Genomic DNA, 11,140 nt, shown 5'->3' with positions numbered 1-11,140 from the left:
ACCCGAGCCTTGGCCCACCTGTAGCGGGCGCACGCCGTCCGTTGTGGGCATGCGTTCCGCCGGGGCGGAACGGGTGGGCACAACGGACGGCGCCCTGCCGGCGCCAGAGGCTACAGTGCCTGGACCCGCACGTCCCGCACCCGTGGCTCGTGGTGCGGGTCAGGGCGCGGAAGCCTCTGGCGCCGGCAAGGGCGCCGTCCCATGTGCCCACCCGTCCCGCCCCTGCGGGACGCCTGCCCACACGGGCAGCGGGCGCAGCCCACAACGGGGCGGGCGCGGGCCCGTGCCGTCGGGGCGCCGTAGAATCGGGCGCATTGTGTCTGAGGAGATTGAGAGCGGGCCGCAGCCCGTCGCGCGCCGTGGCAGTCGGATGTTCGCCCCCGGCGAGGGCCCCCTGCCCGATCCCGCCGGGGCCCATCACGAGCGGCGGATCCGGAGCTTCCAGCCCCGCCGCAGCCGTGTCACGTACGGGCAGGCCGAGGCCATGCTGAAGCGGTGGCCCGACTGGGGCCTCGACATCGACGGCAAGCGGGTCCTCGACCTCGAAGAGATGTTCGAGGGGCTTCCGGTCGTCATGGAGATCGGCTTCGGCATGGGCGAGGCCACGGCCCAGATGGCCGCCGCCGACCCCGGGACCGGCATCCTCGCCGTGGACGTGCACACCCCCGGCCAGGGCAACCTCCTCGGTCTCGCCGACCGCAACGGGCTCACCAACGTCCGGGTCGCCAACGGCGACGCGATCATCCTGCTCCGCGAGATGCTCGGCGACGCGTCCCTCGACGGCTGCCGGGTCTACTTCCCGGACCCGTGGCCCAAGGCGCGCCACCACAAGCGCCGGCTGATCCAGCCCGAGTTCCTCAGCCTCCTCGCGCCGCGGATGAAGCCCGGGGCCGTGCTGCACTGCGCCACGGACTGGGAGGAGTACGCCGTACAGATGCTGGAGGTGCTCTCCGCGCATCCGGACTACGAGAACACGCAGGCCGACGGCGGCTACGCCCCCCGCCCCGACTTCCGTCCCCTCACCCGCTTCGAGGGCCAGGGGCTCGACAAGGGCCACGTCGTCCACGACCTCCTCTTCCGGCGGAAGTGATCCGGAAGTGATCCGGAAGTGACGGGGAGCCCGTAACCTCGTCGACCGGTGTCGGTGGGGGTCGTTAGGGTCGCTCACGTGTCGAACCCTGCCCCGAGCGACCTGTCGGCCGCCGCCCCCGTCCCGCACCGGGACACCGAGGAGCCGGCCTTCCCCGCCGTCGCCGACCGTTCCCAGTGGCGCTACCGGCCGCGCCGTGCCTTCTGGCGCAGCCGGCTGGTCCGGGCGATCGCCGTGGTGACACTGCTCGCGCTCTGCGCCCTGGTCATCCTGGCGCTGGTCCGCGAGCAGACCGGCACACAGGGCTTCCTCGTCGGCCTGGGCCTCGCCGTGCTTCCCGTACCGCTGCTCATGTCGGCGTTCCGCTGGCTCGACCGGGTCGAGCCGGGCCCCTGGAAGAACATGCTGTTCGCCTTCGCCTGGGGGGCCTTCGCGGCCGCGCTCGTCGCGATCCTGGCGAACTCCTTCGCGGTCCGCTGGATCGCGACGGCCACGGCCGATCCGGACTCGGCCGACACCCTCGGGGCCACGGTCATCGCCCCGGTGGTGGAGGAGAGCGCGAAGGCCGCCGCGATCCTGCTGCTGTTCCTCTTCCGCAGGAAGGACTTCGGCGGTCTCGTCGACGGGGTCGTGGTCGCCGGTTTCACCGCGACCGGCTTCGCCTTCACCGAGAACATCCTCTACCTCGGCAACGCCTTCGGCGAGGACCAGGAGTTCGGCTCCTCGGGCATCGGCTCGGTGACGGCGGCGACCTTCTTCGTACGGGTCGTGATGTCGCCGTTCGCGCATCCGCTGTTCACCGTGCTCACCGGCATCGGCTTCGGGTTCGCCGCCCTCGCGCCGCGCGGGAAGCGGCTGCGCCGGGTGCTGCTGCCGCTCGCCGGTCTGCTGCTGGCGATGGGCCTGCACGCCGCGTGGAACGGCTCGGCCACCTTCGGCGGCCCGCTGGCCTTCTACGCGGTGTACGGGGCGCTCATGGTCCCGGCCTTCGGTCTGCTGACCTGGCTGGCGGTCTGGAGCCGGCAGCGCGAGCTGCGCACGATATCCGGGGAGCTCCCGGCGTACGCGGCCGCCGGGTGGCTCGCGCCCACCGAGCCGCTCGCGCTGTCCTCGATGCGCGCCCGGCAGCTGGCGCGCTCGTTCGCCGCCCGGACGTACGGCCCGCCGGCCGCGCAGGCGGTCGGCGAGTACGAGTCCTTCGCGACGACCCTCGCGTTCCTGCGGGACCGGGCCCGCCGGGGCACGGCGGGCCCCGACTTCACGGCACGGGAGCAGGAGCTGCTGCACCACCTGTGGCAGCGCCGCGCGGTGGCGTCCCCGGCGCTCACGTACGCGGCGCGGGCCACGGGCCGGGCCTGGGCGCCGCCGCAGTACCTGGACTACGACGGCTACAACCCGTACCGGAGTTAGACGGCGGAGGCCTCGTCCAGCAGCGTCCGCTCGGCCTCGGTGAGGGTGAGACCGGCGGCGGCGACCAGCGCCGGGAGCTGTTCGACCGTGCGGGCCGAGGCGATCGGCGCGGCGACGGTCGGCCGGGCGGCGAGCCAGGCGAGGGCGACGGTGGCGAGCTCCGCCCCGTGGGCCTCGGCGACCGTGTCGAGGGCGGAGAGCACGGCCCGGCCGCGCTCGGTGTCCAGGTGCCCGGCGGCCCCGGAGGCGCGGACGCTGTCGACGGTGGCGCCGGGGCGGTACTTGCCGGTGAGGAAGCCGGCCGCGAGGCCGTAGTACGGGACGGCCGAGAGCCCGGCGCGCTCGACGGTCTCCAGGAGCGGGCCCTCGTAGGTGTCGCGGGAGACCAGGTTGTAGTGCGGCTGGAGGGCGACGTACCGGGCGAGGCCCTCGGCCTCGGCGAAGTCGAGGGAGGCGCGGAGCCGCTCCGGGGAGATGTTGGAGGCGGCGACGGCGCGCACCTTGCCGTCCTTCACCAGCTGGTCGAGGGCGGTGACGATCTCCTCGACGGGGACGGACTCGTCGTCGAAGTGCGTGTAGTACAGGTCGATGTGGTCGGTGCCGAGGCGGCGGAGGGACTCCTCCGCGCCCGCCTTGATGGTGGTGGCGGACAGGCCCTTGAAGTGGGGGTGGGCGCCGACCTTGGTGGCGACGACTATGTCGGAGCGGTTGCCCCGGGAGGCGAGCCAGCGGCCGATGACGGTCTCGGACTCGCCGCCCTCGTTGCCCTCGGCCCACGCCGAGTACACGTCGGCGGAGTCGACGAAGTTGCCGCCCGCGGCGGCGTAGGCGTCGAGGACGGCGAAGGACTGGGCCTCGTCGGCGGTCCAGCCGAAGACGTTGCCGCCCAGGGCTATGGGGAAGACGTGCAGGTCGGAGCTGCCCAGCGGGCGGAGAGAGGTCATGTGTCGGTCAACCGTTCCCGCCGCCGGGCCTATTCCGGGTGCGTTCAGAGGCTGAGGCCCTTGGAGCGGAGCCAGGCCGCCGGGTCGATGCCGTCGCCGCCGGGCGTGTGGACCTCCATGTGGAGGTGGGCGCCGGTGACGTTGCCGGTGGCGCCGACGCGGCCGATGGTCTCGCCGGTGCCGACGGTCTGGCCCGCGGAGACCGTCATGGACGAGAGGTGGCAGTACCAGACCTCGGTGCCGTCCTCCAGCTCCAGGACGATCCGGTAGCCGTAGGAGCCGGACCAGCCGGCCGACTTGACGGTCGCGCCGTGGACGGCCTTGAGCGGGGTGCCCGTGGGGGCGGCGAAGTCGAGGCCGGTGTGGTGACCGGACGACCACATCGAGCCGGACTGCATGTAGGTGGCGGTGAGGGTGTACGAGGACACCGGCAGCGAGTAGCTGGCGGCGAGCTTGGCGAGGCGCTCGGCCTCGGCCTTCGCCTTGGCCTCCGCTTCCGCCTTGGCCTTGGCCTCCGCCTCGGCCTTCGCCTTGGCCTCGGCGGCGGCCTTCTCCGCGGCGGCCTCCTTGGCCTCGGCCTCGGCGGCGGCCTTCTCCGCCGCGGCCTTCTCGGCGGCGGCCTTCTCGGCGGCGTCGGCGGCGGCCTGCTGCTGCTCGGCCTGCTGGAGGATGCGGGCGCGCAGGGCCTCGCCCGCGGCGGGGGCGGCGGAGGCGGCGGTCTGCTCGGCCTGTCCGGTGCTCTCGTCGGCCACGGTGGTGTAGGTGGCGGCGGTGAGCGGGTTCGGGTTGGCGCGGGCCTCGGTGACGGGCGCGCTGTGCTGCTCGGGGAGGAGGGCGCCGACGCCGGGGATGTCGTGGGCGTCCGGCAGGTCGAGGTCCGGGAGGTCCGGCAGCGATATGGCCACCGGGGGCTTGTCCTGCGCGGTGGCGAGGCCGCCCGCGCCGACGGCCGCGATCACGCCGACGCCGAGGACGGTGGAGGAACGGGCGAAGTTGGAGCGCTGCTTGACGACCCGGTGCCGGCCGCCGGAGCGGCTCTCGGCGCGGAGGGAGCCCTCGGTGGGGTTCCACTCGGTGTCCGGGGCGGAGGAGGCCGCACCGCCACCGAAGGCGTCGAAGGGGGCTTCGGGTGCGGGGGTGTTGGACGCCACGGGGGGGCGCTCCTTTCCTTCCTTCTCGCCTACCGGGTTAGCTGACGGGTTCGGAGCAGGAAGGTCTCCTACGGGCTCGACCGCACGGGTGCGTGTTCCGCACGGGTGCGAAGGGGCCCGATTCACCCCAAGTGGTGGTTCCCCGGTTCCTTTTCAGGATTCGGCGCGTGCGCACGGTGCCGCCTCTTGCGACGGCTGGGACGACCGCGCTGCGTTATCGAACGTTAATAGACAGGGGGTCCCGATTCCAAGCCGTTCCCCTTGATCATTCATTGAATTGAGGGGTAATGGTCCGACTTGACCCCCCTTCAGGGCGGGCCCGCCAAACCCCCGCGATCTGACGTTATGTCAATTGTTATCGCAGTGACACCCCTCGACTACGCCTGGTGACCGGGCCCGCCCGGCGGCACCACGGGCATCGTCCGACGCCGCTCCGGCTGCCCCGTCGCCGGGCGGCTCACCGCCAGCAGCGCCATGTCGTCCGTCGCCCCGCCGCCCGTGTGGAGCCGTACGTCGTCCACGAGCGCGTCGAGCAGTTCCTCGGGCCCCGGGAAGATCCGCCCGTCGAGCCGGGCCGCCGGATCGTAGAAGACGCCCTGCCCGTCGCGCGCCTCCGAGAGGCCGTCCGTGTAGAAGAGCAGCGTCGCGCCCGGCGGGAACGACCGCGCCTCCCCCCGGTCCGGCCACGCCGCCAGCTCCCCCATGCCGAGGGGCAGCGCCGCCTCGCCCGGCTCCAGCACGTCCAGCCGGCCGTCCGCGTACAGCATCAGCGGCGGCGGGTGCCCGCGGTTGACGATGCGTACGAAACCGTCGAAGGTCCCGCTCCCGTCGGCGCGCGGGATCTCGGCCAGGACGGCCGTGGTGAACCCCTCGAAGGCGTCGAGCCCGTCCCGGCGGGTGCCCTCCCGGGCCAGCGCCCGTTCGAGGCGCTGCGCCACGCCCTCCAGGGTCCGCTCCTGCTCGGCGGCCTCACGGAAGGCGCCGATGACGACGGCGACGGCCTCGACCGCGTCCATCCCCTTGCCCCGGACGTCCCCGACCACGAGCCGCACGCCGTGCGGGGTGTCCTGGACGGCGAACAGGTCGCCGCCGATGAACGCGTCGGCCTGCGCCGCCTCGTACCGCGCCGCGCACTGCAGCCCGCCGATCCGCTCGGCGGGCGTCGGCAGCACCGCCTTCTGCGCCGTCTCCGCGATGACCCGCGCCGAGGCGAGCCGCTCGCCGCTGCGGCGCACGACCCGGTTGATGAGGACGGCGAGCGCGGAGACCGTGAGGACGGTCAGGCTCTCGGTGAGCGCCGCGATCTCGTCGACCGTGTCGTTGTAGGCGTGGAGTCCGACGGAGGCGAGGACGGCCGCGATCCCGGTGATCACGGTCGTGAGGGTGGAGAAGAAGGGCGCGGCGATCAGCGGCGCGGCGGAGAAGAGCGGGGCCGCCGTGTACTCGGCCGGTGTCGCCACGTCGAAGGCGACACCGCCGACGATGACCAGCGGGGGCAGCGCACGGATGAACCGCCGGGCGCCACCGTGCTCGGAGCGGCCCTCGCCGCCCCGACGCCCTCCGCCCGCCGCTCCTAGGGGGTGCCCCACCTGTGCCTCTCCTGCCCGGTCCGACCGGCCGCGGTCCGCACCGCGCCCTCCCAGGGTGGCCGCCGCCGCGAGGGGCGGCGACTCCCACGGGGCCGAGTGGCGTACGGGGTCAGCCGGCCGCCAGCCGGCCGCCCCGGGCGAGCAGCGCCATCGCCGCCGCGCAGGTCAGCCCCACCGCGCACAGCACGAGCCACGGCGCCGCCGACCAGCCGGTGACGTCGAGGAGCGCACCCGTCCCCAGGTTCCCGAGGGTGATGCCGACCCCGCAGACGGTGTTGTAGAGCCCGTAGTGGGTGGCGACCCAGCGGCCCCGGGCCAGGGCGACGACGGTGTCCATCTCGTACGGGTAGAGCACCGCGTTCGCGACGGACAGCACGGCCGCGCACAGCAGCAGCCCCACCAGGCCGCGCCCCAGGGCGGCCGGGACCAGGAACGCCCCGCCCATCAGGGCGAGCCCGAGGACGAGGCACCGCTCCCGGCTGAGGCGGCACCGGCACCAGGCCGTGATCCTCAGCTGCCCGGCGAGCGCCACGACCGCCGAGACGACGAACAGCGCGGTCGTCGCCGCCGTGCCGCCCGCCGCGAGCGGCAGCGCCAGATAGACCTGGAAGGACAGCACGTACGAGCCTGTCATGGCCAGCGAGAAGAGCCAGAAGGTCCGGTGCGCGAGGACCGTGCGGAACTGCCCCCGCCGCTCCTTCGGCGCCTCCGGGGCCCGTACGGGCAGATGCCGGAGCTGTACGAGGGTCAGTCCGGCGAACAGCACCGCCGCCACCGCGCACGTCAGCCGGAACGACACCCCCGTCAGCGCCACCCCGACGAGCGGACCGAGCAGGATGCCCGCCTGGTAGTAGGTGTTGAAGAGCGCGAAGGCCTCCACCCGGCGCTCCTCCCCGGCCTCCGCCGCGAGACAGGCCCGCACGGCCGGGTTGAAGAGGGCCCCCGCGAGGCCCGTCGCGAGCGAGGCGGCGATCAGCGCCGGCAGCGACTGCGCGAAGGCGAGCGCCCCGAAGCCGACCGTCCGCAGCGCGCAGCCGGCCACGATGAGCGGCTTGAACCCGAGCCGGTCGGCGAGCGCCCCGCCGACGAGGAACATGCCCTGCTGGGAGAGGTTCCGGGCGCCGAGGACGAGGCCGACGGCCCAGGCGGCCATGCCGAGCCCGTCCGCGAGGTGCGCGGCCAGGTAGGGCATGAGCATGTAGAAGCCGAGGTTGATGGTGAGCTGGTTGAGGAAGAGGAGCCGGACGGCCGGATCGAAGGTGCGGCTCTGCTTCCAGATCCCGCCCTGGGCGGGCGCGGTCGCCGTGGTCACGAGGCCCGCCCCAGGACGCGCCGGGTCCAGCCGCTGACCGTGGCGTCGGAGACGTACGCGGCGGGGTCCTCCCGTACGGGACCGTCGAGCAGCCCGTGCGCCGCGCAGAACTCGTCGTTGAAGACGGTGTCGAAGTACCGCTGCGGCCCGTCCGGGAAGACGGCCGCGATCCGGGTCCCGCGCGGCCGGGTGCGGGCCAGCCACCCGGCGACCAGGGCCACCGCGCCCACGCTCCAGCCGCCGGTCGCGAAGTGCCGCGAGGCCAGCCTGCGGGCCGCCCGGACCGCTTCCGCGGGGCCCACCCAGTGCACCTCGTCGAAGGCGCCGTGGTCCACGTTCCCCGGGTGGATGGAGGAGCCGAGCCCGCGCATCAGCCGCTCCCCGGCCGGCAGGCCGAAGACGGTGGAGTTCACGGAGTCCACGCCGACCAGCTCCAGGGCCGGGCTGCTGGTGGCGCGCAGGGCCCGGGAGATCCCGGCGGAGTGGCCCCCGGTGCCGACCGCGCAGACGAGGACGTCGATCCGGTCGAGCTGCGCGGAGAGTTCGGCGGCGAGACCCCCGTACGCGGCGGGGTTGTCGGGGTTCCCGTACTGGTTGGGCCACCAGGCCCCGTCGAGGCCGCCGAGGAGCTCGGCGACCCGGTCCATCCGGGCCTGCTGCCAGCCGCCGTGCGGGCTGGGCTCGGGGACGACGTGGACCCGGGCGCCGTGGGCGACGAGCATCCGCTCGACGATCGGTTCGAGGCCGGGGTCGGTGACGACGTGCACGGGGTGGCCGTGCAGGACGCCCGCGAGGGCGAGGCCGAGACCGAGGGTCCCGGAGGTCGACTCCACGATCGGGGCGCCGGGCCGCAGCTCCCCGCGGCGGCGGGCCTGTTCGACCATGTAGAGGGCGGCGCGGTCCTTGATGCCGCCGAAGTTGAAGCCTTCGAGCTTGGCCCAGTAGCCGTCGTCCGTCCACAGGACGGGGGTGTTGCCGACGGTCTGCCCGGCGACGGACAGCGTCAGTGGTGCGGTCATGGGAGGTACGTCCTCGGGGTGGGTACGCGAAAGGGAACCTGGTCACGCGGGGTGCGGGTCCCGGTTCAGTTCCGGTCCACTCCGAGGGCGACGAGCAGCCGGCCCGGCTCGGGGCCGGGGCCCGCCCGGTCCCGGACGCAGCGCGCGCGGGGATCGGTGCGGAGGTCCGCCGCGTACGGCAGGACGACGGCTCCGCCGGCGTCGGGTGCGGCGGGCTGGGAGGAGGAGGCCTGCGCGGGGAGGTGGGCGTCGAAGCTCCAGGCGTCCCCGGACCGCTCACAGCCGTGCGGGAGCGCGGGGGCGGAGGCGGTCGCGGTGCCGGAGGCCGGCAGCAGGTGCCCGTGGGAGCCGTGGCAGACGCTCACCAGGAGAGCGAGGAGCGCGAGCAGGACGAGCACGGCGGGCGCCCGCCGGCTCATGTGGCTCACACGCTGGTCACTCATGGTGCGCGTGAGACTACGGTGGGTGGGGTGATGCCCGCAAAGAGGCGGGCGCGCTTTTGGCCACCGTTTACTTCGGACAGGCCCCTCAGAGGTTCCGCTCGGCGTAGACCTTCAGGGCGTCCCGGACGAGGACCGCCGTGCCCTCGCCGTGCCGGTCGTAGTGCGCGGTGAAGCGCGGGTCGTCGACGTACATCTGCCCGAGACCGATCAGGTACTCCCTGCTCGGCGTCGTGGTCGTCGACAGCCAGGCGACCTGGCGCCGGGCGATCGCCTGCACCTCGTCGCCGTCGGCGGCCAGGCCCTCCCGCGCCGCCCGGGCGAACGCGCGGGCGATGCCGTCCTGCTCCGCCATGAACGCCTTCTTCTGCGCGTCGCCCAGCGAGCGCCACCAGCGGTCGCCCTTCTCGTAGGCGCCGCGGCCCCAGCGCTCGGTGACCTCCCCCTCGTACCGGGTGTGGTCGAAACCGTCGAACACCTCGTCGGCCATGAGCTCTTCTCCCTTCTCGGTCTTGTGGAGAGTGGTCCGCACCGACGCGATCCGCCGTCCGATGCGCTCGCGCTCCTGCTCCAGGAGCGCGAGATGGGTGCGCAGGGCGGCGGACGTGTCCCGCTGCCCCGAGAGGACCTCGGCGATGGCGGGCAGCGAGAGCCCCAGCTCGCGCAGCAGCAGGATCCGCTGCAGGCGCACGAGCCCCGCCTGGTCGTAGTACCGGTAACCGTTCGCGCCGATCCGGCTCGGCTCCAGCAGTCCGCGCTCGCCGTAGTGGCGCAGGGTGCGGCTGGTGGTGCCGGCCTTCTTGGCGATCTCCTGGATCGACCACTCCATGACGAGAACGCTAGATCTTGACGCTGCGGCAAGGTCAAGCGGAGGGAGGCGGGAACGACGAAGGCCCGGATCCAGTGACTGGATCCGGGCCTTCGCTGCTACTGAGTAGCGGGGACAGGATTTGAACCTGCGACCTCTGGGTTATGAGCCCAGCGAGCTACCGAGCTGCTCCACCCCGCGTCGGTAAACACGACTCTACGGCATGACCGGGGCGATCACGAAATCGGTTGCCGTCAGCAGCCGCAGTCGTCGGAGTCGACCGGCGCCGTCAGCGGGTCGGCGGCCTTCTCCGCGGGCCCCTCCCACGTCTCGTACGCGAAGCCCTCGCGCACCCAGTACTCGAAGCCGCCGAGCATCTCCTTCACCTGGAAGCCCCGCTCGGCGAGGGCCAGCGCGGCGCGCGTGGCGCCGTTGCAGCCGGGGCCCCAGCAGTACGTGACGACCGGCACGGACCGGTCGAGCAGCTGCTCGGCCTGCTCGGGGATGAGCGCGGTCGGCAGGTGGATCGCGCCGGGGACGTGCCCCTGGTCCCAGGAGGCGGTCGAGCGGGAGTCGATCACCACGAAGCCCGGGTCGGTGCCCTCGGCGGCCGCGGCGGCCAGCGCGGAGGCCACGTCCGAGACGTCGGCGTGGAAGGCGAGGCTGGCCGAGAAGTAGGCGGCCGCCGCGGCGGGGGAGGCCGGCGGGGTGCGGAGTACGGGGTTGACCTGCGGTGTCGTCGTCGTCATGGTGATCAATCTACGGACGAAGATCACCGTGCTGAAGTGGGGATTCACGGTGGTCGGGGGCATCGGCCGGGGAATCCCGGGCGTTCGCCGCGAGACGGCGGGGATCTCACGCACCGGGACCGTCGGACTCGCCTCCGGTGTCACATCAACGGAACTTGATCCGTCATGACGGCATGACGGGACGCGAACGGGGAGAGCGACGAGTGGACCACGACAGGAACGTCGACCGGACGGCCGGCGCGGAAGCCGACAAGGAGGCCCTGGCCCGGCGCTTCGACGCCGACCGCGGCCATCTGCGGTCGGTGGCCTACCGGATGCTGGGCTCGCTCGGCGAGGCCGAGGACGCCGTCCAGGAGGCCTGGTTCAAGCTCAGCCGCAGCGACGTCAGCGGCGTGGAGAACCTCAGCGGCTGGCTGACCACGGTCGTCGGCCGCGTCTGCCTGGACATGCTCCGCTCGCGCGGCTCGCGCCGCGAGGACCCGCTGGAGTACTACGTCCCCGACCCGGTCGTGGGGGGGGGGGGGCCCCCCCCCCCCCCGCCCGCCGCCGGCGGCCACGCGCAGCGGGGGGCGGGGCGGCGCCGCGGGGCGCGGGCCCACGGCGCCCCCGGGCGGGGGCGCCGCGGGGC

General features: G+C 73.7%; 11 protein-coding genes, 1 tRNA gene and 1 riboswitch. Of the genes, 3 read left to right on the top strand and 9 right to left on the bottom strand.

Annotated elements, in window-relative coordinates; genetic code table 11:
- Nucleotides 1-370 precede the first annotated feature (370 nt).
- Entirely contained in the window at nucleotides 371-1,090 is a 720-nt protein-coding gene (gene trmB / locus ACFV2S_RS13305; RefSeq protein ID WP_383798420.1) for a tRNA (guanosine(46)-N7)-methyltransferase TrmB, read from the top strand.
- 78 nt (nucleotides 1,091-1,168) lie between these two features.
- Nucleotides 1,169-2,500, top strand: coding sequence for a PrsW family intramembrane metalloprotease (locus ACFV2S_RS13300; protein WP_385557278.1), 1,332 nt, complete (start codon nucleotides 1,169-1,171; stop codon nucleotides 2,498-2,500).
- Here the strand turns inward: ACFV2S_RS13300 and ACFV2S_RS13295 are convergent.
- The 9 genes from ACFV2S_RS13295 to ACFV2S_RS13255 all read right to left on the bottom strand — a co-directional run bounded on the left by ACFV2S_RS13295 (nucleotide 2,497) and on the right by ACFV2S_RS13255 (nucleotide 10,512).
- Nucleotides 2,497-3,444: an aldo/keto reductase gene (locus tag ACFV2S_RS13295; RefSeq protein ID WP_385557275.1), complete on the bottom strand. Its 948-nt coding sequence runs from the start codon at nucleotides 3,442-3,444 to the stop codon at nucleotides 2,497-2,499. The genes ACFV2S_RS13300 and ACFV2S_RS13295 overlap by 4 nt on opposite strands.
- A gap of 44 nt (nucleotides 3,445-3,488) precedes the next feature.
- A complete protein-coding gene (locus ACFV2S_RS13290) occupies nucleotides 3,489-4,595 on the bottom strand; it encodes a M23 family metallopeptidase (RefSeq protein WP_385557272.1) in 1,107 nt (368 codons plus the stop codon).
- Between the two features lie 11 nt (nucleotides 4,596-4,606).
- Nucleotides 4,607-4,771, bottom strand: a riboswitch (cyclic di-AMP (ydaO/yuaA leader).
- A gap of 201 nt (nucleotides 4,772-4,972) precedes the next feature.
- A complete protein-coding gene (locus tag ACFV2S_RS13285; RefSeq protein ID WP_385557269.1) occupies nucleotides 4,973-6,184 on the bottom strand; it encodes a PP2C family protein-serine/threonine phosphatase in 1,212 nt (403 codons plus the stop codon).
- 109 nt (nucleotides 6,185-6,293) lie between these two features.
- Nucleotides 6,294-7,496 carry an MFS transporter gene (locus ACFV2S_RS13280; RefSeq protein WP_385557266.1) on the bottom strand — a complete coding sequence of 401 codons (1,203 nt, stop codon included), beginning with the start codon at nucleotides 7,494-7,496 and terminating at the stop codon, nucleotides 6,294-6,296.
- The gene (locus ACFV2S_RS13275) at nucleotides 7,493-8,515 is read right to left on the bottom strand and encodes a PLP-dependent cysteine synthase family protein (RefSeq protein WP_385557263.1); all 1,023 of its coding nucleotides are present in this window, start codon (nucleotides 8,513-8,515) and stop codon (nucleotides 7,493-7,495) included. Before ACFV2S_RS13275 ends, ACFV2S_RS13280 begins: the two co-directional genes overlap by 4 nt.
- A gap of 65 nt (nucleotides 8,516-8,580) precedes the next feature.
- Nucleotides 8,581-8,958, bottom strand: a complete 378-nt coding sequence (locus tag ACFV2S_RS13270) for a hypothetical protein (RefSeq protein WP_385557260.1) — start codon at nucleotides 8,956-8,958, stop codon at nucleotides 8,581-8,583.
- 85 nt (nucleotides 8,959-9,043) lie between these two features.
- Nucleotides 9,044-9,784, bottom strand: a complete 741-nt coding sequence (locus ACFV2S_RS13265) for a MerR family transcriptional regulator (protein WP_385557257.1) — start codon at nucleotides 9,782-9,784, stop codon at nucleotides 9,044-9,046.
- Between the two features lie 106 nt (nucleotides 9,785-9,890).
- Nucleotides 9,891-9,964 (bottom strand) — tRNA-Met (locus ACFV2S_RS13260).
- Nucleotides 9,965-10,017: 53 nt separating this feature from the next.
- Nucleotides 10,018-10,512: a rhodanese-like domain-containing protein gene (locus ACFV2S_RS13255; protein WP_383802545.1), complete on the bottom strand. Its 495-nt coding sequence runs from the start codon at nucleotides 10,510-10,512 to the stop codon at nucleotides 10,018-10,020.
- A gap of 260 nt (nucleotides 10,513-10,772) precedes the next feature.
- Between ACFV2S_RS13255 and ACFV2S_RS13250 the strand changes: the two genes are divergently transcribed.
- Nucleotides 10,773-11,140: sigma factor (locus ACFV2S_RS13250; RefSeq protein WP_385557290.1), on the top strand; the 368-nt coding region annotated here is incomplete at its 3' end.

It is taken from the genome of Streptomyces sp. NPDC059695 (assembly GCF_042733785.1).
In the GTDB taxonomy this organism is placed as follows: Bacteria; Actinomycetota; Actinomycetes; order Streptomycetales; family Streptomycetaceae; genus Streptomyces.
This window is presented reverse-complemented; position numbering and strand designations above follow the sequence as displayed.